This is a genomic window from Streptomyces canarius (genome assembly GCF_014650735.1).
Classification (GTDB): Bacteria; Actinomycetota; Actinomycetes; order Streptomycetales; family Streptomycetaceae; genus Streptomyces; species Streptomyces olivaceoviridis.
Window position 1 is genome coordinate 172,462 of the sequence record NZ_BMVN01000003.1, and the last position, 21,970, is coordinate 194,431.

Here is a 21,970-nt window from a genome sequence, read left to right on the forward strand (position 1 = left end):
TCGGCGACAGGGGCTGGTCGGTTGCCCTTGGCCCCTATCGTCGAACACTCCACCGGCGTTACCTCAACTGATTAATCCCCCGCCGGTCTTCAGGGACGGAACGCCCCCGGGTGGGTCTGCTCCCGCACCGCCGTGAACTGCTGCCGCACCGCCTGCCCCACGGCCAGCTCCTCGCCGGGCTCCAGCACCTGCGCCGCCGCGCCCTGCCAGGCCGGCGGGGTGCGCGGGTCGAGTGTGCCCTGCGACACACCGAGCGCCCAGGCCGCCTGCCGGGCCGCGCCGATCGCCGTGTAGTCCGCGGGCTGCGGTACGACGACCTGCGCGCCGAACAGCGAGGGCGCCGAGGCCTGTACGGCGGGCAGCTCGGCGGCCGGGCCGAGCAGGAAGATCCGGCGCACGTCCACGCCGCGCCCGCGCAGCACGTCCAGCGCGTCGGCCAGGCCGCACAGCATGCCCTCGAACGCGGCCCGCGCCAGGTGCTCGGGCTTCATCGACTCGCGCCGCAGCCCCGCGAGGGTCCCCGCGGTGTGCGGCAGGTTCGGCGTCCGCTCGCCCTCCAGGTACGGCAGCAGCACCAGCCCGTGCGAGCCCGGCGTGGACTTCATCGCCAGCTCGGACAGGCTCTCCAGGTCGGGCAGGCCGAGCAGCTCGGCGGCGCCGCGCAGGGCGCGTACGGCGTTCAGGGTGGTGACGACCGGCAGGTGCATGCCGGTGGCGTCGGCGAGGGAGGTGATCATCCCGGACTGGTCGGTGAGCGCCTCCGGGTGCACGGCCATCACGGAGCCGGAGGCCCCGAGGGAGACGACCGCGTCCCCCAGCCCGATCCCGAGCCCGAACGCGGCGGCCATGGTCTCCCCGGTGCCGGCGGAGATCAGCAGGCCCTCCGGGGTCGTACCGGCCGCGTCGGAGGGGCCGATCACCTCCGGCAGCACCGCCTGGTGACCGAGGGCCAGTTCGACCAGGTCGGGCCGGTAGGCGCCGGTGGCCGCCGACCAGTACCCGGTGCCGGAGGCCCCGCCGCGGTCGGTGGTCCGCCGCACGGGCCGCCCGAGGAGCTGCCACACCAGCCAGTCGTGGGCCTGGAGCAGGACGGCCGTGCGCAGCGCGTTCTCGGGTTCGTTCTTCGCGAGCCAGCGCAGCTTGGTCACCGGCTGGGCCGCCTGCGGGACGGATCCGACCGCCTGCGCCCAGGCCTCCCGGCCGCCGAGCGCGTCCACGAGGTCGGCGGCCGCGACCTGGGCGCGCTTGTCGCCGCCGACCATCGCGGGGCGGACGGTGTTGCCCTGCGCGTCCAGCGGGATCACCGCGTTCTGCTGGGCCGACACGCCGATGGCCTGCACGCCTTCCAGCAGGCCGCCGCCGGCTGCCTCACCGAGCGAGAGCAGCCAGGCCTGCGGGTCGACGTCGCTGGGCCGGCCCTCGACCGGGTGCGGGGCATACCCCTGCCGTAGTACGGCACCGGTGTCCGTGTCGCAGACCACGATGCGTGTGAAGTCCGGTGAGCTGTCCAAGCCGGCGACTATCCCCATGCGGAGAATTTTGCCGCATTCCCGGGAGTGGCCCTTACGTGTTGCTCGTGCCCCAGTCGTCCTCGGTCCTGCCGTCGCCGTTGCGGTCGCGCAGGGAGCGCACCCGGTGGGCCACCGACTCCGGGACCCGGTCGCCGACCTTGTCGCTGACCGTGTGGAAGGCCTTGCCCGCGTAGACGCGGCCCTGCTGGGCGGCCGTCTCGGCGGTGTTGCGCACCGCGGGGTTCTGCGCGATCCGGCGGGCCGACTTCTTCAGCTGCTCGTAGCGCTCTCGACCGGCCCTCGTGCCGAGTACGTAACCGAGGGCCAGTCCGGCGAGGAACGTGAGCCGGTAGCGCATGGCTGCCACCCTTCCCGTGCGTAGGTTTCTGGAGTCGCGCTGGCGCCGGGGGATACCGATTGGCGGAGCACCCCCCTGCTTGCGCTAATGTATGTGTCGCAGCGAGCGCCCGCCCCCTGGCGAATACCCAGGTAGGTACGTTCGATGCAACGAGGCGATCCTCCGTAGCTCAATTGGCAGAGCAGCCGGCTGTTAACCGGCAGGTTACTGGTTCGAGTCCAGTCGGGGGAGCTTCGGTCCTCCGTAGCTCAATTGGCAGAGCAGCCGGCTGTTAACCGGCAGGTTACTGGTTCGAGTCCAGTCGGGGGAGCTTCGGTCCTCCGTAGCTCAATTGGCAGAGCAGCCGGCTGTTAACCGGCAGGTTACTGGTTCGAGTCCAGTCGGGGGAGCGCTGAACGAGGACCCCTCCGGGGTCCTTTTTCATGTCCCCGGGAACCGCCGCGGCCTGCGGCGCTGTCCTCATGGTCATGAGCAGCGCAGAAGCCGACCATCCGAAGCAGGAGATCGTATGAGCGGCTATGCTGCGGCAGACGGCGCGCACACTTGTACGCGACACGCCGCTATGGGGCGGTAGCTCAGCCGGTTAGAGCAGCGGACTCATAATCCGTCGGCCGTGGGTTCGAGTCCCACCCGCCCCACCCCTGGCGCTTCGCCGCAGAAACCTTCCCACCTGCGGCGGAGCGCCGAACTGTAGGCACGCTGAGGCGTCACCCGAGCGGTTCAAGATCGCTTGCTCGCCCGCTGCTCGCCCGAAGCGTCAGGGCGTGGAAAGGCCCGCGACCTGACCGCCCGGCCGGTGTGCCGGGCGCGCAGGGCGCGGGCCTGAGGCTGAGCGGCTGTCCCGCTCCGCGGGCTGTCGCCGCCGCTCCCGGCGCGCTACTCCACGACGGTGAGGAAACGCTGGTCGGCGACCTGGGAACCACTGCCGGCGGACTCAATCGTCTGTTCGTCCGCGGCCGGCTCGGTGGTCTTCGAGGCCGGCGGGATGGCGGCCCGGTCGTACGAGCGCTTCGGCGCCTCCGTCTCCTGCTGGGCGCCGACGGTGCGGTGCAGCGCGGCTGAGCCGGGGTGGCGCGGCGCGGCGACCCGGCGGACGCGCTCGACGCCGTGGATGAGGGCACGGGCGGCGAGTCGACAGCGCCGGAACGGGTTGCGGTGCCGCCGCTGTTGGTCTGGCCGCCCGTCGCTGCCCGGGTCGGCGGCGACGGACCTGGGGCCGGAAAGTGCGACCCTCTGGGCTGCCAGTTCGGCCTGGAGCTGCGTGATCAGCGCCCTGTTTCTCCGGTATCCCTGGAAGAGAAGCACCACCGCGAGGAGCGCGGCTCCCAGTACGCCCGCTAGGACGATGTCGATCACGTCTGCCCCCTAAGGCTCAGGTCAACAGTCGTTCTCATCGTTGATTGCCGTAGGCATCGAAAGCTAGTTCGGCAAGGGTTTGTTGCCCTTTCGTGACAGGAGTAATCAGCCGAACACGCATGGCGCGCCACCATGTATGAGACATCATCAGATGGCGCGACCGCGTGACTGGTAGTCAACTGGCGGCGGAACGGACCGCGTCTGGGTCTCTTCCGGCCATCTCCGCGAGCAGCTGCGTCAAATGCAGATGTCGATGGGCGGCAGGTGGATGTGGATGGTGCAGCCCGGGTCCGGACCGCCGCCGGGCGGCGTCGGTGGAGTCGGTGGAGTCGGTGGAGTCGCCGGGGGCGTGGATGGCGGTGCGGGCGGTGGGGTGGTCGGCGCGTCCGTCGGCGGCGCGGGCGGGGTCGGCGACGTCGGCGTGCTTGGCATCGTTGTCGCAGGCGCGCTCGGGGTGCTCTCGCGCGGCGTCTGATCACCCGTTGGTGTGCCGCTGCCAGGAGTGTGCTCGTCACCGATGTTCGCGATCGTCGGGGCGGCTCCGCCCCGGGCGGGCGTTCCGCTCTCTCCCGGCATGGGCTCGTCGACGCGCACGATGCCGTCGCGGGACTGGGTCTCGGCGTCGGTGGTGTCGCCGCTCGCGCTGTCCGATGGCGCGGGGCTGCTGCTGGCGGTTGCGCCGGGTACCCGCGGGGCGCTGGCAGGGGACTGAGCGCGGGGCGCTGTCTGTGCGCCGCCGTCCGAGGCGGTGACGTGATACGCGGCGGCGGCGGTCGCGGCCGTGACGACGACGACGGCCGAGGCGGTGGCCACGTGGTGGTGTCGCCATGTGTCCCGCAGCCGACTGCCAAGCCAGGTGAAAGCGGCGGCGAGCCCGCCCAGGTACAGCGCGAGGTGGCGTTTGCGGCGGACCGGCTCTGGCTCGTCAGCTAAGCCCGTTTCGTCGGTCTCGTCCAGTTCGAGGTCCGCTGTTTGCTGTGCGGCCTGCTGAAGCGCGAGGATTTTCGCCGCCGTGACCTCGGCTTGCAGCTGGGCGATCTTCGCAGCGTTCCTCCGGTGTCCCCGGTAGACGACGATGATCCCCAGCACTGCGCAGCCGAGGACGGCGGCCAGCAGTATGTCTGTCACTCATGCTCCCTGTCACGTAAACATAAACAGAGCTATGTGACACACCGTTAACTGCCGCGCACAACAGGTTTTCTGATCACAAGTTGATCAAGTCGTCAGCCGGCGCGTCGACGCCAGCGGTCCCCTTCTCCCGTCTCCTTCTGTGGTGCGGGCTGCTGGGCGAGGCCGACGCGTCGCAGTACCTCGTCTTGCGCCTCTGGGGGGAGGGTCGCAAGGAGGGTGGCGATTGCGTCGATCTGTGGGTTGATCGCGGCTGATCCTGGCGTGCTCGCCGGTGTCGGCGGCGCGGCGAGTTCGTCCAGGAGGTCGGCGGCGGTGTTGCGATCGACTTGGCGGAGCTGGTCTGAGGTGATGCCTACGGCTTGCGCCACGCGGGCCAGGGTCTCGTCGGGCGCTTGCACAGCGACGCGTACGCCCTTGATGTCCTGGTAGCCGTTGACGATCTGCCGCCATCGGGTCTCACTCATGCCGGCTCTCCGTGCCGCCTCACGTCCTGATAGGCGGGATCTACGGAGAGCCTCCTTGATCAATGCCGCCTCGGGGGGCGGGTTCGGTGTATGCGCGTCCATGTCCGCAGGTTCGCATAAGTACGCACAACTTCGCCACATGAACTCGCGCACTGGCCAGAAAAGTGCTGCGCACTGCGTGATCGACGTCACATTTCCTGCGTACTGCGCACACTACGCAGTACTACGCATAGAGTGTGCGTATGTCCACTACCCGCATGCGACGCCGAAATGGCGCGCCCTTCCAGCACTCCCCGGAGGCGGTGAGGAGCGCCCGCGAGAACGCGGCGCTCAGTCAAAAGGCCTTGGCGGAGAAGTGCGGGATCAGCGCGCAGCTCCTCTGTGACATCGAGGCCGGCCGCCGGAACGCGACGCCGAACCGGCTGCGCGCGATGGCCCGCGTACTGGGCTGCGAGGTCGCAGACCTGCAACCGCGCAAGGACGAACCGCCTGCGGCCATCGAACGGCAGGCGTCGTGAAGCCGCCCGCATGTGAAGAGGCCGCCGAGCCGTGCCGGGCTCAGCGGCCTCCATCCCCCGAACGAACCCACGTAGGAGAAGGAACGTTGTCCCAACAGGCTACCCACCCGTGGACCCCGCCAGAGTCCACACCGGATGACCTCGCGTACGGGGCCCCGACCGCACGGCTCATCCTCCCGGCCGGCGACCTCAACGACCCTGCCTACAAGGCGCTGTGGGACGAGGCCCGCCGGACCGGCATCGGCGGCTCCGAGGTCGCGAAGATCCTCGGCCTCAACAAGTACGCGGGCCCTCGCCACGTGTACGAGGAGAAGCACGGCCGGCCCGTGCCGATGGATGCCCAGCTCAGCGAGTACGCCGAGGTGGGGCAGGAAATCGAGACCTTCATCGCGCACCTGTTCTCAAAGCGGACCGGAATCCCGGCCGTGCCGACACCGGGAACGCTCGCGAACGTCGAGCGGCCCTGGATGCGCTCCAACGTCGACAGGTACGCCCTCGACCCGGCCAGCGGCGCCGTCGTCGCCCCGATCGAGCTGAAGAACCGCAGCGCCTACCAGCTGGACGACTGGGAGGACGGTGTCCCGGACGGGCCCGCGCTCCAGGTCCACTGGAACCTCGCGGTCGGCGGCTGGGAGTACGGCTGGGCCGTCGCCCTCGTCGGCGGCAACACCCTCCGCTACCACCGCATCGAGCGGGATGAGGAACTGATCGGGCTCCTCATCGACACGTGCGGGCGCTGGTTCCAGCGGCACGTCATCGAGGGCTACCCGCCGCCCGCTGACGGCCTGGACGCCACGAAGGACCTCCTCGGCCGCCTCTGGCACGTCAAGCCGAAGGACGTCATCGAGGTGCCCCGCATGAAGGCGGAGAAGCTGCGGAAGCGGCGCGCGGCGCTGCTCGCCCAGATCGAGGAACTGGACAAGCAGAAGACCACCGTCGAGAACGAGATGCGCCTGATCTGCGGCGACAAGGCCAGCATCGCGGAGGTCGAGGGCAAGAAGGCCTGGTCGTACGTCCAGAACGGCACGTTCGCGCCGAAGCGGTTCGAGGAGAAGTACCCGGCCATCGCCGCCGAGTGCCGCAAGACGGTCGAGGTCCTGGACGTGGACCTGCTCAAGGAGAAGTACCCCGTCGAGTACGAGGCGTGCTGCGCCCGGGTGCTGCGCGTGCCCAAGAAGGAGCTGTGATGGCCCTGACCACCTTGAAGGAACGCGTGGCACGGGCGGCGGCGGTCGCCGACAGTGAGGACATCCGGCACGACCGGGCGGACGAGGGCGAGGAGACGCCCGCCGGCCACGGTCACGACGTCGAGCGGTTCCGGGCCGACATCGAGGCCGCGCTACCGAAGCACGTCAGCGTCGACCTGTTCCTGGCCTCGCTCCGCCCCGTCCTGCCGAAGCTGCGGAACTGCACGCCGGCGAGCGTGCTCCAGGCCGTCATCACAGCCGCCCGGTTCGGGCTGATCCCGGACGGCCAGCAGGCGGTCATCACCGCCGACGACCGGATCGCGACCTTCCTCGCCACCTACGAGGGCTACGTCGAGCTGATGTACCGCTCGGGCCTGGTGAAGTCCGTGGTCGCGAACCTGGTGTACGAGGGCGACGAGTACGAGTTCGTGCCGACGGCCCGCGTCGGTGAGGACTTCGTGCACCGGCCGGACGTGCTGACGTCGAAGAAGGACCGGAGGCCGCTGTTCGCGTACGCGTTCGCGTGGCTGGAGGGCGGCGCCCGGTCGAACGTGGCGGTGGTGACGCTGGAGGAAGCGGAGGAGATCCGCGACGAGCACTCCAAGGCGTACCAGCGGGCTGAGGCGAACGGCGAGAAGAACTCGCTGTGGCACACCCGGTTCGACCGGATGCACCTGAAGACGGCGATCCGGCGCCTGGCGAAGCTCGTCCCCAAGAGCGCGGAGCTGCGGGCCCTGGTCGCGGTCGAGCAGGCCGCCGAAGAGGGGCATCCGCAGATCCTCGCGACGATCGACCCGGAGACGGCCGCGTTGGAGGCGGAGGCCCGACGAGCCGCGCGGGCGGCCGAGGCATCGCAGGACGTCCCGGCGCCCCGACTGCCGGTGAAGAACCGCGGCCGGGTCAAGCCGAGGGCCCGCCGCCGGGACAGGAAGAAGAGGCGGTAGCCGTGCTGGCCGCCTTGCTGTGCCGGGCCCGCGCACTGTTCGCGGGCCCGGCCCCCGCCCCGGCCCCCCAGCCGCCCTCGCCGCTGCCCGCCCTGTGGGCGGCCGGCCACCTCGACATCGCCGACTTCTCTGACTGCCCGCGCGAGAACCGCCGGACCCCGCACGCGATGCGCGCGGACGGCTCCCGGCGCTGCTTCCGCTGCGGACACGAGACCCCAGGACAGGACTCATGACCATCACCTACAACGAGCCGTTCGGCCCGATGTACCTGCGGCCGGCTCAGCCTCCCTGCCCCAACTGCCCCTGCTGCTCGGCCGCCCTGTGTGAGAAGGGCGCGAGGAGCGCGATGCAGTGCCACGGCCACGTCTCCGACCCCGCGCTGATGACCACCGTCTCGTCGTGCCCGTGCTCGGCGGAGACGACCCGCGGCACCCACGCCTGGCGGCTGGCCCAGATCCGCGTGGTGAAGCACGCCACCGAACAGCCGCTGCCGAAGCCGGCGGAGTACGTGCTGCACGCCCTCGCCGGTGGCGAGAGCTTCGAGGATCCCACCGACGAGCTGCGTGGGCTGCGCGCCCGCCGCTACGTCGACGGGGACGCCGACGCGTGGCGGATCACGCTGCTCGGCCGTCGGTACCTGCTGGCGCTCGAAGAACCCCGCCACACCAGCGCGGTGTACGTGACGTCGGTCGACAAGCCGACGCGGACGGCACAGGTCGTCGTCCTCGGCTGGCACATGGAACGGGAAGTGACCGTGCTCGCCGACCAGCTCGCCAACGCCGCCGAGCTGGAGTTGGACGAGCTGCCGGGCCGCTACCTGGACGCGAAGGTCAACCTCGGCGCGGCCGACCCGGACGACCTGGTGCTGACCCGTATCCAACTGCCCGCACCGATCACCGAGGACTACGTCGCGGTGCGCCCGCTGTGGCTGCGGGACGGCGGTGCCCGATGACCGACGTGCAGCGGAAGTTCACCGTGGTCGGCCTCGACCTGTCGCTCACCGCGTCGGGCATCGCCTACCGGGACGGGTCGACCCATACGGTGAAGACGAAGCAGAAGGACGGCGACCACCGGCTGACGCAGATCGAAGAGGCCGTGCAGATCGCCATCGGCGGCGAGCACCTCGGCCTCGGCCCCGCGGCCGACCTGGTCGTCATGGAGGACATCCCGCAGAACAGCCACGCGGCGAAACCGATCGCGATGGTCCACGGGGTCGTCCGGAACCTGCTGAACAAGCAGGGCATCCCGTACGCCCTCGTCACCCCCGCGACGCTCAAGACATACGCGACCGGCAAGGGCTCTGGCGACAAGGTCCCGATGGCTCTCGCCGCGTACAAGCGGGCCGGCCGCGAGTTCGAGGACGACAACCAGTGCGACGCGGCCTGGCTGCGCTGGGCCGGCCTGGACTGGCTCGGCTGCCCCGAGTTCTCCCTGCCCGTCGTCCAGCGGGACGCCCTGAAGAAGGCCGAGTGGCCGGAGGCGAAGCGATGACCACCATGACCGTCGAGGTCAGCGACGAGCAGATCGTGAAGGCGCTGCTTGCCGGGGAGGACGTGTCGAACCGGGCCGTCGCCCAGAAGTTCGGCATCAGTGACCGGCGGGTCGACCTGGTGCGTAAGCGGGTCGGGTTGCCCCCGTACATGCGTGGCCGGCGCCCGATCTACAGCTCGTGGGCTGAGGCCTTCACCGAGCAGTCGGAGCCCGTGGAGGGCGGTCACCGGCGCTGGACCGGCACGCGGGAGAAGCGCGGGACGCCCGTGGTTCGGTTCAGGGCGAGTATTCAGACCGCGTACCGGGTGGCGTTCCGGCTGCACCACGGGCGTGAGCCGGAAGGGAACCTGACCCGGTCGTGCCAGATCCCGGGCTGCGTCGCCGGTGAGCACCAGCAGGACCGGGTCATACGCGAGGCGCAGAAGGCCGGTGAGGCCGAGTGAACACCCTGCGCGAGTTCAACACCTGGGACCGCGGTGTCGACGTGGTCGCCGTTGAAAGGGTCCTGAAGGGGTCGTTGCCGCACACGGTGCTGGAACCGGAAGAGCTGCGGTACGCGGCCCGGCACTCGAAGGCGTCGGCGCGCAGCGTCGCGAAGGTCCTCGGGGTCAGCGAGAAGACCGTCACGAGCTGGCGGGAGACCCAAGCGTGAACACGGCCTTGGACGTCCTGATCTGGATCGCCAAAAACCTCAGCTGGTGGTGGCTGCTCATTCTCGCTCCGGGCGTGCTCGGGGGCGGCTGGCTGTGGCTGCGGCCGACGGGCAAGCACCGCCGGACGCAGCCCGACCAGCCGGCCGAGGCCGCCAGGCCCGCCGTCGACGAGGACACGCTGACGTTCCAGCGGGTGACGTACCCGGCCGTGGAGGCCGACAGCTGATGCCTCGTCCAAGCCGCCACGCGCCCGACACCCTCTCGCGGGCCCCGCACTGGTCCGACCAGGCGGCCTGCCGCGAGACGGACGACCGCTCGATCTTCTTCCCCGAGGACTCCCCCAGGGGGCTGGTGCTGCTCGTCACCAGGGAAGCGAAGGCGGTCTGTGCCCGGTGCCCGGTGATCGAGGCGTGCCTGCAAGCCGCGCTCGAACGACCGGAGCCGAACGGGGTGTGGGGCGGCCTGGACAAGGACGAGCGGCGGGCGCTCCGGCGGCGGCAGCAGAGGCGCCGCCGCCGGCGCAACCGGACGCAGGGGGGTGGCGATGGCACGGCAGCGCGGGCCGGGACCGGATGACTACCTCCCGGCCAGCGGGGTCCTGGACTGGACCGACCCCAAGCGGCACTGGGCCCAGCGGCCCCGGCCGTGCCGGTTCTGCAAGGGGCCGACCTGCCTCCGCGATGAGGGAGGCCGCCCATCCCACAAGACCTGCGCGGAAGCGCACCGGGCCCGCAAGCAGGCGCACGCCGAGCAGGCGTACGAGCAACGGGCCCGGCGCGCAGACCAGCGCGAACTCGACGCGCACACACGACAGGAGCGGATTGATGAAGACGCTGATCGGAGCGGCCGGGGCCCTGGTGCTCGTCGGCGCCCTGGTCGCGGCCGGCTGTGAACCGGCAGACGGCGACTGCGACGCCCGAGGCACCGAGGTGGCGCTGACCGCCATGCACGCCGGGAAGAGCGGCGGACGCAAGTCCCGCCTGAGCAAGCCGTCCAGCCGCCCCGGCAGTCCTCGCCGGACCAGCCACGGCCACCACGACCACGACGACTGCGACTGACCGTCGTACCGCTGGCCACCTCCCGCGGGCTGAGTCCGGCGCCCCCACGCCACGGCCCGTGCCGGGGCCCGCCCAGCCCCCACACACAGGGCGGGCCCCGGCCAACTCACAGCCCCAGATCGCTGAAGGAGCGAACCCATGTTGTTCAAGCCCAGGCCCCAGGCCGACACCACGCAGGCGAACTTGGCGGGTGTCCTGCGATGACCTTCCGGAAGTTCATGATCGGCCTGTCCGCCGGCCTCGCCACCTGGGCCGTCACCGCGTTCACACCGGTCATCGGCCCGTGGTCACCCGTCTTCGGCCTGGCCGTCGCCCTCATCCTCTGGGTCTGACCCCTCACCCCTCGCCGGGGCCCCCAACCAGGAGGCCCCGGCCCCACCACCAGCGCAGAAAGGTTCGTTCGTGTCCGTGGACGTCGCTGCCCTCTACGAAGAAGGCTTCGGAATCCGCAGCGTGGCGGAGGAGATCGGCCGCAGCTACACGACTGCCAGGCGGCAGCTGCTGGCCGCCGGGGTGAAACTCCGCCCGAGCGGCGGCCGACCGCTCCAGGCCGACCCGGTCGCCGACTACCTCGCGGGCCTGTACCGGCGCGGCCTGAGCCTGCGCGCCATCGAGGCCCGCACCGGCTACCGGTACTGGGTCATACGGACGCGACTCCTCGCCGCCGGCGTCGAGCTGCGCGACCGCCACGGCCGGCCCCGGAAGGCGGTCGTCTGATGCCCAGCCCCTCGTACTGCGGTATCTGCGGCGCTCCGATCCGGTGGACCATCACCGAAGGCAGGAAGCGGCTCGCCGTCGACGCCCAGCCGCACCCGGACGGCAACACGGCCGTTTCCCGAGACGGGCGCGGCACCTGGCTCTCACGTCGGCCGACGGAGGAACTGCCCCTCGCCCCCTTCGAGAAGCTCCACATGCCCCACGTGGCCACCTGCACGGGCCGACAGAGCAGCGAGCCGGCGGCCCGCTGTCTCGGCGTCATCAGCCTCGACGAGCGCCGCAGCGCTCGGGGAGGCCGCCGGTGAGGGATGACCAGATCACCGGCGTCCGGTACATGGATGCGACGGTCCTGCGGGTCACACCGCTCAATGAGACCGGCAGACCGAACCACCCGTGGGCGATGACCTTCCACCTCGACGAGCCGGTGCAGGTCGGCGTCGGCACCCTGGAACCCCAGTGGGCGTTCGGGCTGCTGGCGAACGCGCTGGGCCTGCGCCTGGCCGTCGGCCTGGTCGCCGACAGAGGGCCGTGGCTGCGCGCCGACGTACAAGCCGTCGCGGAGAGCATCTGGCAGCGGCGCCGCATCGGTGCCGCGGTCGAGTGGTGGGCCCAAGCCGACCCGGGCTTCCGGTGGTACACCCTCGTCCCCTGGTGGCGGCACGAGTGGGACACAGACGTGTGGCCGCTGAAGGACGCGGACGACCGTCAGGCGTACGCCGTGGGCTACTGCCGCACGGTCGAAGCCTACGACTGGCCGGCCCCGGCCCCGCTGCGGGACCTGCACGGCCTGGGGCCCGCCACCCAGCTCGTCTACGCCCGGACGCCGATCGAGCCGCCCGCGCCCGGCCTGCCCCCGCACCCGGGAGCCGCCGCATGATCTTCCTCGGCCTCTACCTGTTCATCGTCGTGACCTGGACGGCCGGCCTCTTCGGACACGCGGCGGCCGTGGGCTCCATCGCGCGCAGCGTCCGCGCACGGCTGCGAGGTGGCCTGTGATGGCCGCGCGGTCACGCCGAGGGTTCACCACCGGGCTTGGCCAGCATGTGCTCTGCGGCCTGCGCGAGGTCCAGCGGGACGATCGCCGCGACCCGCTTCCCGCGCTGCATCACGTAGGCGATCTTCCGCTCGGCGATCACGTCCAGGACGACGTTGCCCAGCGATGCCCGGAGCTCCCGCAGGCCGTATTCGGCGCTTGTGTTCTCTGCCATGCCGCAAGAGTAATCGATGTACTTTGGAGTGCTCTAGAGTACACATTAGTGATCAAGGGGCGCCCGACCCACCCGGTTGTGCTCCCTCTCTGACCTGGCCTCCCCCGTACGACCAGAAAGACAGCCCGTGAGCGTGGACGAGCAGGACGAGCGCAAGGAAGGCGCTGTGCCGAACTCCTTCGGCAACGCGCTGGCCTGGCGCTGGACGCGGGAGATGCCCCGCAGTCTCAAGGGCGGCTTCCTGACGATGCTGTACGCCCTGCGCGCGATGGCGGCGCCCTCGGGTGAGCTGCGCTTCAAGGACGGCAAGCCGATCCGGATCCAGGACCTGGCGAGGGCCGCCGGATGCCGCGAGCACGATGCGCGCCGGTACCTGGACGCGGGCATACGGGCGGGCGTGGTGCTGGTCATCGGCCAGCGGCGTCGTGGAACGCCTACGCGCTACGCCATCCCGAACGGTACGACGCCCTGGCCGGACTGGAAGGCTGCCGAGGACTACCTGAAGGCCACCGCTCGACGGCGCGCCCAGGATGAGGGCCCGGAAGGAGGTTCGGGCCACAGTGGCACGAACCAGTTCGGGCCGCAGAGGCAGGAACTTGCGGCTGCGGACGAGGAATCGGTTCGGTCCACAGAGGCACGTATGGGTTCGGACCACAGTGGCACGACCGGTTCGGGCCACGGAGGCCCGAACAACCCAGGTAGTTCCCATGGGGCTTCCCAGGAGGTGGCTGATGTAGTTCCTCAACCTCAGGTGGTTGGGGGCTCGTCAGCGCAGAGCGAGCAATCCGCGAACCAGGACGACGACCAGGGCGGCCAGCCGCTCGACCGGTGCGAGGTGTGCGGGGTTCCGCTGGTGCGTCCTGGGAAGCGCTGCTCCACCCACCGGGAGACCCGGGCCCGCCGCAAGCCCCGTGACGGGCGCAGCAAGCCCGTCCAGGCCCCGCTGCTGATGCCGGTCCCCCGTACCCCCGACGAGCCGCACCAGGCCGCCCCAGCGCCCTTCCAGGCGCCCCAGCCAGACCCTCTGGCACCCCTGCGGACCTGCGGTTGTGGTCGCGACTTCCGTGACCGCGACCCGGCCGCCCGCTGCCCCGACTGCCTGTACGCCGAGCACGCCGAGGCCACCCGCCTCCGCCGCTTCGGCGCCTGATCACACGAAGGAGAACTGACATGACATGGAACCCGCGGCTAGACGTCGTCGAGCTACTGGAGGCCGCCGGCTGGGTCGGCGACGAGGAGAACCCGCTCGGCCTGCTCCGCTGCAACGGCGCCATGTGGGGCGTGACCAGCGACGGCGGCGACTCCAGCCTGACCGAGCCCGCCGCCGGGGAGACGATCGAGTTCCCCAGCGACACCCCGGCCGAGGTCATCGTGGCCGCCTGCCTCGCCGCCGCCGAGCAGTTGGAGGACCTCGTCCACAAGACCGGCCGACTGCGGACCGCCCTGGCCTCGGCGAAGCGCCGCGCGGCGCGTCGGCAGCCTCACGAGCGTGAGGGGCTGATCTTCCACCTGGAGCGGGAGGCCAAGCGGCTGCACGAGTTCGTCGAGATCGCGAACGCTGCCGCCGAGACGGCGACGCGGTTCTGGGCGGAGTCGAGCGCCGAGGCGCTGAAGCTGCGGGAGGCGAACGAGAAGCTGCGCCGCCGGGTCCATGAGCTGGAGGCGCTGACCAGCAGCGCACATGCCGGCGGCTGGAGCGAGCAACAGGGCGCCGAGATCCGCGCGCAGGTCGGCGCGTTCCTCGCGGCCCCGCGGATGCACCCGGCCGTGTCTGCGGCGGGGACCGTCAACCATGCCCGTGAGCTGATCGCCGCGCTGCTCGCACAGGTCAATCACCTGACTGCCCAGGCTGCGGCCGAACGCTCCACGGAGCCGGCCGCGGACCCCGAGGGGTGCGGCGATGCCCGCCACGACGAGCCCGCCGCCTGACCAGGCAGGAGGCCGCCCGCTGTCGGTAGCAGCGGGCGACCCGCCACCACTCTACGAAGGAGAACCCCCAGTGCAGCAGTTCCAGACCCCGGACGTCACGCGTGACTTCCTGCGTCTCTGCCTGGACCCCGGCCCCGGCCGCGAGAAGCGCACCCCGGGCCAGTTGCTGGAGGTGCTGCCGCCGCAGATGCACGACGCGGTGATCCGGCACGCCCCGCATCTGCGCGCGATGCGGGACCGTGTCGACGCGCTCGCCGACCAGCACCAGGCGGCGAAGCATGAGTACGCCGACGCGCTCACCGCGTGGATCCACGGTGAGGAGCCGAAGCCGGTCGACGAGCGGTACGTGATCGGCCGGGACGGCGTCTTCGCCACCCTGTACGACCGGCAGGAACAGCGCCTGATCGTGGAGAACGCGACCGAGGCGCACTGCCGCCAGGTGCGGGATGCGCTCCTTGCCACCCAGGGGCGGCCGTGCGTGAAGTGCGACGCCCTCGCCCCGGATCACATCGCGTGGGCCAAGGGCCACCTGTACGTGGAACCCGACGAGCCGCAGCCGGCCCCGGCACCGGCGCGCAGGTCGATGCCGCTGCTGGAAGTGGCCACAGCAGCGCACGACGCCGCGGTGACGCACGCCGCGAAGTGCGGCACCTGCTGGCCCGGCATGCGGCTCGCGGAGATGTGCGAGGACGGGCAGCGCGCCGCCCTCGCGGTGCTTGAAGCCCCCGAGGGAGAACCGCAGTGCGCGCACGTCGCCTGGGAGGTCACCCACGAGTACCGGAACGGGCTGGAGACCTGGACCAAGCTCCGCAAGTGCTCCGACTGCGGTGAGCGTCTCCCCTCGATCGTCGAGCTCGAACCGCACCTGGCCGAGCACGCGGGGGAGCAGCGGTGAGCGGCAAGACCTGGGACTGGGCCGCCCTCGCCCTGGCCTGTATGTGGATCGGCGGCTACGCCACCGGCCGAGGCCGCCCGATCCGCGAACTCACCAGCTGGGCCGACTGGCAGTTCTGCTACGCCTCCCGCCGCTCGCCCTGGTTCTGGATCGCCGTGCCGATCGTCGTCACCGCGGTCGCCGGGCTGATCGTCTTCCGGCCCCGACGTTCCCTGCGGAACTGGCGGGCGGCCCGCGAACGCGACCGGCGCCGCGCCCGAGCCGCGCAGATACCCGTCCGGCTCCACCAGCTCCGCGACCGGTAAGCCACCACACCGTCCCCGCGCCGGCCGTCCCCGCGCCGGCCGGCGCCCCGCCCCCAGTATGACCCCGGAGAAGACCCTGATGACCGAACGCCCCTTGCTTGCCTTCAGGGCCTATAGCTTGTCGCCAATTCTGGGTTACCGCTTAATCCCGTTGGCGCGAGCCCAGGATTTCATCAAACTTCTCATTTCGGCTGGATTGAGACCCATGCGCCCGGCGAGCTCCACTCTCCGCTCCCAGACTCTCAGTGCCCGTAAGAAAGTTACCCGCAATAGGAATGTGAAGAAGGTGAGCATCAGTACTGAGTAGGTGCCGTGGAATATTAAAGTAGCTCGACGAGGAGCAGTTCCACTGTTTGCGTCTGCGGCCCAGGATAGGATAGACACCAAGAGGCCAGTTGTGGTAGTAATGATCAATCCCCAGAGGAAATAGATCATGGCGAGCTTCCGGCGTACTGCGGAGCGCAGCTTCTTGTAGATGCGTACCCTGCTGTTCACGATCAGTCGTATTTCCGGCGGGAGTGCGATGCCTGACCTGAGTGCTATGGCGCTCTCTTTCAATTCCTCGGCGAACATGAGGTCGAGTTTATGTTCTTCGGTGCCAAGGGTTCTGAGGGTGTTCGCAATTTCAACTAGCCCGGCCACTAGAATTGCGGCTAGTATCGATGCCGCGATCGCTCCGTAGTCGTTGCTCATGCGCATCTTGACTGGCTCATGTGCCCAGGCAATCACGCTAGTAACCGTCACCCGTACCTCCCCTGTGATCGCACGGAAATCCTAGCGTTGGAGCGGTAGATGCATAGGGGCCTACAGGGATCCCGTGCCGGGTAACCCTGCGGAAGGCAGGGTCCACGCTCGGCCACCTACGGCAGGCCGGCGCCAGACCATCCGATCCGACGACTGCGCCAACCACCGCCGACGGCCCACCGACCGGCCGGCCTGAACCGGCCCTAGCCTCATGGCGTCCTCTCCAGAACTACGACACACTTCTGTGGAGCTGCCCCACCATGAGCGCACCCTCACTGCCTTCCTGGACGTACTGCGGGCACGGCGCGGACCCGGCCACCGACCCGGTCGGCTGTACCGGCATCCACGTCCCCGGCCAGACCGCATGCCTCGCGCACCTCGGCGACGCCGAACGGACCACTTACCTGTCCGGTCTCACGCCCGGCAATGACATCGACCATCGCGGCACCCCCTTCACCGAACAACTGCTCAACGACCTCCTCAACGCCCTCCGCGACCCCACCACCGGCAACCCCCACCTCGGCCGCGCCGCGTTCACCGGGGCGCAGTTTTCCGGCGACGCCGGGTTCGCCGGGGCGCAGTTCTACGACGATGCCGGGTTCACCGGGGCGCAGTTCTCCAGCGGCGCCAACTTCGTCGGGGCGCAGTTCTCCGTCCGCGCCGGGTTCAGGGGGGCGCAGTTCTCCGGCGACGCCCAGTTCCTCGGGGCGCAGTTCTCCAGCCGCGCCGAGTTCGGCAGGGCGCAGTTCTCCAGCCGCGCCGTGTTCCCTGGGGCGCAGTTCTCCGGCGACGCCTGGTTCGGTGGGGCGCAGTTCTCCAGCCGAGTCGAGTTCGGCAGAGCGCAGTTCTTCAACCGCACCCAGTTCGGCAGGGCGCAGTTCGCCGGCCGCGCCGAGTTCGGCAGGGCGCAGTTCTCCGGCCGCGCTGGGTTCGTCGAGGCGCAGTTCTCCAGCGACGCCGGGTTCACCGGGGCGCAGTTCTCCAGCGGCGCCAACTTCGACGATGCGCAGTTCTCCGGCGACGCTAACTTCGACGATGCGCAGTTCTCTGGCCGCGTCGGGTTCAGGGGGGCGCAGTTCTCCGGTGACGCCGATTTCGACGGGGCGCAGTTCGCCGGCGACGCCGCGTTCGACGGGGCGCAGTTCGCCGGCGACGCCGCGTTCGGCAGGGCGCAGTTCGCCGGCGACGCCGAGTTCGACGGAGCGCAGTTTTCCAGCAAGGCCGCGTTCGGCAGGGCGCAGTTCTTCAGCCGCACCCAGTTCGACAGGGCACAGTTCGCCGGCCACGCCGATTTCGACAGTGCGCAGTTCGACGGCCACGCTTGGTTCGTCGGGGCGCAGTTCTCCGACCACGCCTGGTACACCGATGCGCAGTTTTCCAGCAACGCCGAGTTCGGCAGGGCGCAGTTCTCCGGCCACGCCGGGTTCGACAGAGCGCAGTTCTCCAGCGAGGCCCAGTTCAACGAGGCGCAGTTCTCCGGCGAAGCCGGGTTCGTCGGGGCGCAGTTCTCCGGCCACGCCCGGTTCGTCGAGGCGCAGTTCTCCGGCGAAGCCGTGTTCCCTGGGGCGCAGTTCTCCGGCCAGGCCTCGTTCGGCGGGGCGCAGTTCTCCGGCGACGCCTGGTTCGGGGAGGCGCGGTTTGAGGGCGCGTCGGTGTTCGGGCCGTTGGTGTGTGCGGGAATGGTGGTGCTGTCCGGGGCAGTGTTCGTGCTGCCGGTGACGCTGGAGATGGCTGCGCGGGAGGTGGTGGCCGAGCGGACACGGTGGGAGTCAACGGCGACCATTCGCCTGCGGTACGCGACCGTGGACCTCAGTCACGCGGTGCTGTCCGCTCCCGTGGCGGTCACCGCTGCCGCAGCCCGTTTCATCAAGCCCGACGGAGGCGCTCTGGACGAGCAGGCGTTGACTGGATCTGCCGACGTCCGGGTCGCATCGGTGCAGGGTGTGGACGCTGCGCATCTGGTGCTGACCGACGCCGACCTATCTGACTGCCTGTTCTCCGGGGCTTTCCACCTCGACCAGATCCGCCTCGAAGGCCGCACCATCTTCGCCGACGCCCCCACCGGCTGGCACCGCCGCGGCATCCGCCCCATCCGCTTCACCCGCCGGCGGGTACTCGCTGAGGAACACCACTGGCGCGCCCGCACCGCCGGCCAGCCCGCTCTTCCCGCAGGCGAGGCATCGGACCCCCGTCTGTGGCGTCCGGGACCGCACCATGCCGACCCGGCCGGCACCCCCGGCCCAGAAGACGCCGCCGCGCTGTACCGGCACCTGCGCAAAGCGTTCGAGGACGGCAAGAACGAACCTGGCGCTGCTGACTTCTACTACGGCGAATGCGAGATGCGCCGCCACGACACGAGCGGCACCTCGAAGGGTGAACGCCGCCTGCTGTGGGGGTACTGGCTGCTGTCCGGCTACGGCCTGCGCGCCTCCCGTGCCTTCACCTGGCTGCTCGCCGCCATGACCTTGACCGTGCTGTTCCTCATGGGCGTCGGCCTTCCCACCCACGATCCCGACCCGGCGACCACCGGAACCCTGAACGGCAGCAGGATCAGCCTTAACACCAGCACCCCGGACCCCGCCCTGCGCGGCGGTTGGCCCAAACGCATCACCTGGGCGCGCGCGGAGAAAGCCACCCGCGTCGCCATCAACTCGGTCGTCTTCCGCTCCAGCGGACAGAACCTCACCACCGCCGGCACCTATATCGAGATGACCTCCCGCCTCCTCGAACCCACCCTCCTAGCTCTCGGAGTCCTCGCCATCCGCGGACGCATCAAACGCTGACATGCCTCAGGACAGCCCGCCCGCCATCGACTGACCCGGGCTCAAGCAAAACCCCCGGCAGCAGCCGGGGGCCTTGTTGCGTGGACGCGCCCCACCAGCGTACGGGGTTACCGACAACGCGTCGGGATCTTCAGTGCTGTCCGAGTGCCGACCTGTACTCGGTCGCCTGCTGCGGCGTCAGGTAGTGGGAGACCCGTACCAGCACCGGCCCGTCCAGGTAGTGGTACTCGGCGAGCGCCGGCATCGACTTCGTCACCGACTCGATGTAGTCGGCTCGCGCCTTCGCGTCCCCCGCGCTTCCGAAAACCTCGACGGCCCCGCCGCGCAGCGAGTCGTCCTTGTCCAGGCCCTCGACGTCCGCCGCCGCGATCCGCGAGTCAGTGAACGTGACCTTCGACGTGTACTGACCCGGACGGCCGAGCAACTTGTTCGGGTCGTTCTCGGCCGTGACCACAGTGTTCAGCTTCGCCGCAGTGACCTCGCCCGACAGCTTCGTGAACACCTGCCGGGCCGTCGCCGGCTGAGACGGCGACGGCCTCGAATCCCCATCGGCCGACGCCGACGCGGCGCTACCGCCCCTGGCCGCCGGCTTCGACGAATCGTCCGACCCCCCACACCCGGCCAGCGCGCCCACCGCCAGCACAACGGCAGCAGCACCCACGGCTAAACGGACCTTGCTCATGATTCCTCGCTCCTTGACGTGAGAGAGCACGACCGCCGTGCCCCTCCGGTACGGATAAACGACCGATGAACGCTTCAGTCGCTCGACGATGCCTCGCCACCGCTCACTGACTCACTCTTCACGGACGTCCCAACGGTCCCGCCTGGTTCGCCAGTTGCCGACTTCATGCGCCGTCCCGTTCGCGGTCGGTTCTTGCCCGACCCGGAGTAGCCGCGCTCGACGTCCTGCACCGTGCTGATCGAGACGCCGAGCGTCTCAGCGATCTCGCGGTACGTGACCTTCTTCGCGCGCTGCCCGAGCACCCAGGCCCGCCGTGCTTCCTTCAGCTTCGGCCCGCTGTCCGACTGCACCTTCAGTACCTCGGTGATCGCCCGCGCCTGTCGCGCGGGATCGTCCATCTGCTCGATGGCTCGCAGCGCGTCTAGCACCCGCCATGCCTCGGGGGTCGCCTCGGGCGATGGTACGGGGCGCGGGCGCCATACCTGGTTCAGTTCGGGCTGCTCAGCAACGATGGCCCGTGCTTCAGCGGTGTACGCCGCCGCCCGATCCTCGAACCAGTCCAGCGAGTACGCCCGTGCCAGGGGCCACCAGACCGTGCGACTCCTGTGCTCGTGCCACCGCTGCCGTGGGCGCTCGCTGCTGCCCACATACAGCAGCCGTCCGCCGGTGTCGAAGACGCGGTACACAGCTGAGCGCCCGCCGGTCTCGGCCGGCGGAAGCACACTGACGGGGAACGTCTGTGAAGCGGTCATTCCTCCCTCTCTGCCTTGGCGGCCCGCTCGTTCTTCTTCCGCTGCGCGCCGCTCAGCCCCTTGCCGATCTGCTGCGCACGCTCGGGCTTGATGCCACCGCCGATGATCGTGGCGATCTGCGGCCAAGTGAGCCCCTGGTCCCGTAGTTGCAGGACGCTGTCCTGCCGGATGCTTCGTAGCTCCGAATGCAGGTCAGGCCACCGACGCAGAGCCTCGGAAGCGACCTTCGTTCGCTCGGCCGGGTCCTCAATGGCTCTGAACGCCTCGATGGCGTCCACCAACCGGCTCACCTCCTCGGAGTCCTGTCCTGTGGCCTCGGGCTCGTGCGACACGCCGGCTCCCTTCCTTGCGAGAGCGCAACCGAGGCAGGGCAAACCCTAGGGCTTGCATCTCTACGAGTACAAGCCCTAGGGTTTGGCTCTGCGAGGTCGGCTCCTTCGACTTCGTTCCGTCAAATGAATCGGCGCCGGGCGGTGTTGTGGAAGGCCCGCCCGGCGCCGGTCGCCCGCCTGAGCTACCAGGAGTGCGAACGTGAGCAAGGTTATCCGGGCGCCTGGCGCCCATGCAGAAGAACCGGCGGGAGCCGGGCAGGTCAGCGACGCCGTCCGCGCGAAGGTGGTCGAGATCGCCGAGGTGCTGTGCACCGTGACGCCCACCGACCCGGCGTCGGAGAAGGCCCTGTTCATGTTCATCGCGTTGCGGACGAAGGGCGCCGGTGTCGAGTTCTCCCGTGCGGTCCTCGCGGTCTTCCCGGACCCCGAGCCGGGTGAGACGGAGGGCGAGTACGGCGAGCGCGTGCTGAGGAAGGTGCGCGGATGAGCCCCCGCCGGATCAGCATCAGGACGCCGAACCAGACTGTCGCGCAGCCGGCCACGGTGCGCGCATGCCGCGAGGACCGGGGTACGCCGAAGGACCGGGCCGCCCGCGCGGACGCCGCGCTCGGGCAGAGGGAGTCGGCTCGGTTTCACGCGAAGGCGAGTGCCGAGTCGCCCGGGGAGAGGCGGACCGCGTGAGCGCCTTCGGTCGACTGCGGGAGGCGCTGACCGGGGGTCCGCGCTACTCGCCCGGTGTCAGCGCCTACGCGGGAGCAGGAGAAGGCCGCGAAGCGGCACGTCGGTGAGGCCGAGCTGGCGGCTGGCTGGCGCGCGCGGCACAGGTCGCGGGTCGCGCGCTTGGGCGACGCCGCCGGGATCCCGGTCGACGTTGGCCGGCGCCGCTGACCGTCACCTACCGGCCGGGCCCTCGACCTTCCCAGGGAGGGTCCGGCCGGCCTCCCACAACCGA

32 protein-coding genes and 4 tRNA genes are annotated in these 21,970 nt (G+C 70.2%); 26 read left to right on the top strand and 10 right to left on the bottom strand.

Going from position 1 to position 21,970, the window contains the following annotated elements:
- Window positions 1–89: 89 nt before the first annotated feature.
- Window positions 90–1,529, bottom strand: a complete 1,440-nt coding sequence (locus IE294_RS05435) for a xylulokinase (protein ID WP_189882795.1) — start codon at window positions 1,527–1,529, stop codon at window positions 90–92.
- Window positions 1,530–1,563: 34 nt separating this feature from the next.
- The gene (locus tag IE294_RS05440; protein ID WP_189813214.1) at window positions 1,564–1,869 is read right to left on the bottom strand and encodes a YtxH domain-containing protein; all 306 of its coding nucleotides are present in this window, start codon (window positions 1,867–1,869) and stop codon (window positions 1,564–1,566) included.
- A 158-nt stretch (window positions 1,870–2,027) separates the two neighbouring features.
- Here IE294_RS05440 and IE294_RS05445 point away from each other — a divergent pair.
- From IE294_RS05445 to IE294_RS05460, 4 genes are all read left to right on the top strand, one after another.
- Window positions 2,028–2,100: transfer RNA gene (locus IE294_RS05445), tRNA-Asn, on the top strand.
- A gap of 6 nt (window positions 2,101–2,106) precedes the next feature.
- Window positions 2,107–2,179 (top strand) — tRNA-Asn (locus tag IE294_RS05450).
- 6 nt (window positions 2,180–2,185) lie between these two features.
- Window positions 2,186–2,258: transfer RNA gene (locus tag IE294_RS05455), tRNA-Asn, on the top strand.
- A gap of 175 nt (window positions 2,259–2,433) precedes the next feature.
- Window positions 2,434–2,507: transfer RNA gene (locus IE294_RS05460), tRNA-Ile, on the top strand.
- Window positions 2,508–2,745: 238 nt separating this feature from the next.
- On the opposite strand, the gene IE294_RS05465 is transcribed toward IE294_RS05460, so the two are convergent.
- The 3 genes from IE294_RS05465 to IE294_RS05475 all read right to left on the bottom strand — a co-directional run bounded on the left by IE294_RS05465 (window position 2,746) and on the right by IE294_RS05475 (window position 4,820).
- Window positions 2,746–3,225 carry a hypothetical protein gene (locus tag IE294_RS05465; protein ID WP_189882797.1) on the bottom strand — a complete coding sequence of 160 codons (480 nt, stop codon included), beginning with the start codon at window positions 3,223–3,225 and terminating at the stop codon, window positions 2,746–2,748.
- A gap of 237 nt (window positions 3,226–3,462) precedes the next feature.
- Window positions 3,463–4,353, bottom strand: coding sequence for a hypothetical protein (locus IE294_RS05470; RefSeq protein WP_189882799.1), 891 nt, complete (start codon window positions 4,351–4,353; stop codon window positions 3,463–3,465).
- A 95-nt stretch (window positions 4,354–4,448) separates the two neighbouring features.
- A complete protein-coding gene (locus IE294_RS05475; protein WP_229917022.1) occupies window positions 4,449–4,820 on the bottom strand; it encodes a hypothetical protein in 372 nt (123 codons plus the stop codon).
- A 242-nt stretch (window positions 4,821–5,062) separates the two neighbouring features.
- On the opposite strand from IE294_RS05475, the gene IE294_RS05480 reads away from it, so the two are divergent.
- The 16 genes from IE294_RS05480 (at window position 5,063) to IE294_RS48980 (ending at window position 12,384) form a co-directional block, all read left to right on the top strand.
- Window positions 5,063–5,338: a helix-turn-helix domain-containing protein gene (locus IE294_RS05480; RefSeq protein ID WP_189882804.1), complete on the top strand. Its 276-nt coding sequence runs from the start codon at window positions 5,063–5,065 to the stop codon at window positions 5,336–5,338.
- An 86-nt stretch (window positions 5,339–5,424) separates the two neighbouring features.
- Entirely contained in the window at window positions 5,425–6,525 is a 1,101-nt protein-coding gene (locus IE294_RS05485) for a YqaJ viral recombinase family nuclease (protein ID WP_189882806.1), read from the top strand.
- Window positions 6,525–7,469: a recombinase RecT gene (locus IE294_RS05490; RefSeq protein WP_189882808.1), complete on the top strand. Its 945-nt coding sequence runs from the start codon at window positions 6,525–6,527 to the stop codon at window positions 7,467–7,469. The genes IE294_RS05485 and IE294_RS05490 overlap by 1 nt, the downstream gene beginning before the upstream one ends.
- A gap of 2 nt (window positions 7,470–7,471) precedes the next feature.
- Complete coding sequence (locus tag IE294_RS05495) at window positions 7,472–7,702, top strand: hypothetical protein (protein WP_189882810.1); 231 nt, start codon at window positions 7,472–7,474, stop codon at window positions 7,700–7,702.
- A complete protein-coding gene (locus tag IE294_RS05500) occupies window positions 7,699–8,421 on the top strand; it encodes a hypothetical protein (protein ID WP_189882812.1) in 723 nt (240 codons plus the stop codon). The genes IE294_RS05495 and IE294_RS05500 overlap by 4 nt, the downstream gene beginning before the upstream one ends.
- Window positions 8,418–8,960 carry a Holliday junction endonuclease gene (locus IE294_RS05505; RefSeq protein WP_189882814.1) on the top strand — a complete coding sequence of 181 codons (543 nt, stop codon included), beginning with the start codon at window positions 8,418–8,420 and terminating at the stop codon, window positions 8,958–8,960. The genes IE294_RS05500 and IE294_RS05505 overlap by 4 nt, the downstream gene beginning before the upstream one ends.
- Complete coding sequence (locus tag IE294_RS05510) at window positions 8,957–9,403, top strand: hypothetical protein (RefSeq protein ID WP_189882816.1); 447 nt, start codon at window positions 8,957–8,959, stop codon at window positions 9,401–9,403. The genes IE294_RS05505 and IE294_RS05510 overlap by 4 nt, the downstream gene beginning before the upstream one ends.
- On the top strand, window positions 9,400–9,612 hold the full coding sequence (locus IE294_RS05515; protein WP_189882818.1) for a hypothetical protein: 213 nt from the start codon (window positions 9,400–9,402) through the stop codon (window positions 9,610–9,612). The genes IE294_RS05510 and IE294_RS05515 overlap by 4 nt, the downstream gene beginning before the upstream one ends.
- Window positions 9,609–9,839: a hypothetical protein gene (locus tag IE294_RS05520; protein WP_189882820.1), complete on the top strand. Its 231-nt coding sequence runs from the start codon at window positions 9,609–9,611 to the stop codon at window positions 9,837–9,839. Before IE294_RS05515 ends, IE294_RS05520 begins: the two co-directional genes overlap by 4 nt.
- Window positions 9,839–10,189 carry a WhiB family transcriptional regulator gene (locus IE294_RS05525; protein WP_189882822.1) on the top strand — a complete coding sequence of 117 codons (351 nt, stop codon included), beginning with the start codon at window positions 9,839–9,841 and terminating at the stop codon, window positions 10,187–10,189. Before IE294_RS05520 ends, IE294_RS05525 begins: the two co-directional genes overlap by 1 nt.
- Window positions 10,190–10,437: 248 nt before the next feature.
- Window positions 10,438–10,671, top strand: a complete 234-nt coding sequence (locus IE294_RS05530; RefSeq protein WP_189882824.1) for a hypothetical protein — start codon at window positions 10,438–10,440, stop codon at window positions 10,669–10,671.
- A gap of 200 nt (window positions 10,672–10,871) precedes the next feature.
- Window positions 10,872–11,003 carry a hypothetical protein gene (locus IE294_RS48975; protein WP_268252769.1) on the top strand — a complete coding sequence of 44 codons (132 nt, stop codon included), beginning with the start codon at window positions 10,872–10,874 and terminating at the stop codon, window positions 11,001–11,003.
- A 70-nt stretch (window positions 11,004–11,073) separates the two neighbouring features.
- The gene (locus IE294_RS05535) at window positions 11,074–11,388 is read left to right on the top strand and encodes a helix-turn-helix domain-containing protein (RefSeq protein ID WP_189883416.1); all 315 of its coding nucleotides are present in this window, start codon (window positions 11,074–11,076) and stop codon (window positions 11,386–11,388) included.
- A complete protein-coding gene (locus tag IE294_RS05540) occupies window positions 11,388–11,693 on the top strand; it encodes a hypothetical protein (RefSeq protein ID WP_189882826.1) in 306 nt (101 codons plus the stop codon). The genes IE294_RS05535 and IE294_RS05540 overlap by 1 nt, the downstream gene beginning before the upstream one ends.
- On the top strand, window positions 11,690–12,265 hold the full coding sequence (locus IE294_RS05545; RefSeq protein WP_189882828.1) for a hypothetical protein: 576 nt from the start codon (window positions 11,690–11,692) through the stop codon (window positions 12,263–12,265). The genes IE294_RS05540 and IE294_RS05545 overlap by 4 nt, the downstream gene beginning before the upstream one ends.
- Window positions 12,262–12,384, top strand: a complete 123-nt coding sequence (locus tag IE294_RS48980; RefSeq protein WP_268252770.1) for a hypothetical protein — start codon at window positions 12,262–12,264, stop codon at window positions 12,382–12,384. The genes IE294_RS05545 and IE294_RS48980 overlap by 4 nt, the downstream gene beginning before the upstream one ends.
- 11 nt (window positions 12,385–12,395) lie before the next feature.
- Here IE294_RS48980 and IE294_RS05550 read toward each other — a convergent pair whose 3' ends face one another.
- Window positions 12,396–12,596 carry a hypothetical protein gene (locus IE294_RS05550; RefSeq protein WP_189882830.1) on the bottom strand — a complete coding sequence of 67 codons (201 nt, stop codon included), beginning with the start codon at window positions 12,594–12,596 and terminating at the stop codon, window positions 12,396–12,398.
- A 127-nt stretch (window positions 12,597–12,723) separates the two neighbouring features.
- Between IE294_RS05550 and IE294_RS05555 the strand changes: the two genes are divergently transcribed.
- The 4 genes from IE294_RS05555 (at window position 12,724) to IE294_RS05570 (ending at window position 15,725) form a co-directional block, all read left to right on the top strand.
- A complete protein-coding gene (locus tag IE294_RS05555) occupies window positions 12,724–13,746 on the top strand; it encodes a hypothetical protein (RefSeq protein WP_189882832.1) in 1,023 nt (340 codons plus the stop codon).
- Window positions 13,747–13,766: 20 nt separating this feature from the next.
- On the top strand, window positions 13,767–14,525 hold the full coding sequence (locus IE294_RS05560) for a hypothetical protein (RefSeq protein ID WP_189882834.1): 759 nt from the start codon (window positions 13,767–13,769) through the stop codon (window positions 14,523–14,525).
- Between the two features lie 70 nt (window positions 14,526–14,595).
- Window positions 14,596–15,420, top strand: a complete 825-nt coding sequence (locus IE294_RS05565) for a hypothetical protein (protein WP_189882835.1) — start codon at window positions 14,596–14,598, stop codon at window positions 15,418–15,420.
- Entirely contained in the window at window positions 15,417–15,725 is a 309-nt protein-coding gene (locus tag IE294_RS05570; protein WP_189882837.1) for a hypothetical protein, read from the top strand. Before IE294_RS05565 ends, IE294_RS05570 begins: the two co-directional genes overlap by 4 nt.
- 135 nt (window positions 15,726–15,860) lie before the next feature.
- Here IE294_RS05570 and IE294_RS05575 read toward each other — a convergent pair whose 3' ends face one another.
- The gene (locus IE294_RS05575) at window positions 15,861–16,418 is read right to left on the bottom strand and encodes a hypothetical protein (protein ID WP_189882839.1); all 558 of its coding nucleotides are present in this window, start codon (window positions 16,416–16,418) and stop codon (window positions 15,861–15,863) included.
- 311 nt (window positions 16,419–16,729) lie between these two features.
- Between IE294_RS05575 and IE294_RS05580 the strand changes: the two genes are divergently transcribed.
- Window positions 16,730–19,252 (top strand): pentapeptide repeat-containing protein, encoded by a 2,523-nt coding sequence (locus IE294_RS05580; protein WP_229917023.1) that lies wholly within the window; start codon window positions 16,730–16,732, stop codon window positions 19,250–19,252.
- A gap of 130 nt (window positions 19,253–19,382) precedes the next feature.
- Here IE294_RS05580 and IE294_RS05585 read toward each other — a convergent pair whose 3' ends face one another.
- The 3 genes from IE294_RS05585 to IE294_RS05595 form a co-directional block, all read right to left on the bottom strand.
- Window positions 19,383–19,934 carry a hypothetical protein gene (locus tag IE294_RS05585; protein ID WP_189882841.1) on the bottom strand — a complete coding sequence of 184 codons (552 nt, stop codon included), beginning with the start codon at window positions 19,932–19,934 and terminating at the stop codon, window positions 19,383–19,385.
- A 74-nt stretch (window positions 19,935–20,008) separates the two neighbouring features.
- Window positions 20,009–20,620, bottom strand: coding sequence for a helix-turn-helix domain-containing protein (locus IE294_RS05590; protein ID WP_229917024.1), 612 nt, complete (start codon window positions 20,618–20,620; stop codon window positions 20,009–20,011).
- A 62-nt stretch (window positions 20,621–20,682) separates the two neighbouring features.
- Window positions 20,683–21,018: a hypothetical protein gene (locus tag IE294_RS05595; RefSeq protein WP_229917025.1), complete on the bottom strand. Its 336-nt coding sequence runs from the start codon at window positions 21,016–21,018 to the stop codon at window positions 20,683–20,685.
- Window positions 21,019–21,217: 199 nt separating this feature from the next.
- On the opposite strand from IE294_RS05595, the gene IE294_RS05600 reads away from it, so the two are divergent.
- Window positions 21,218–21,505 (top strand): hypothetical protein, encoded by a 288-nt coding sequence (locus IE294_RS05600; protein WP_189882845.1) that lies wholly within the window; start codon window positions 21,218–21,220, stop codon window positions 21,503–21,505.
- The last annotated feature ends 465 nt before the right edge of the window (window positions 21,506–21,970 follow it).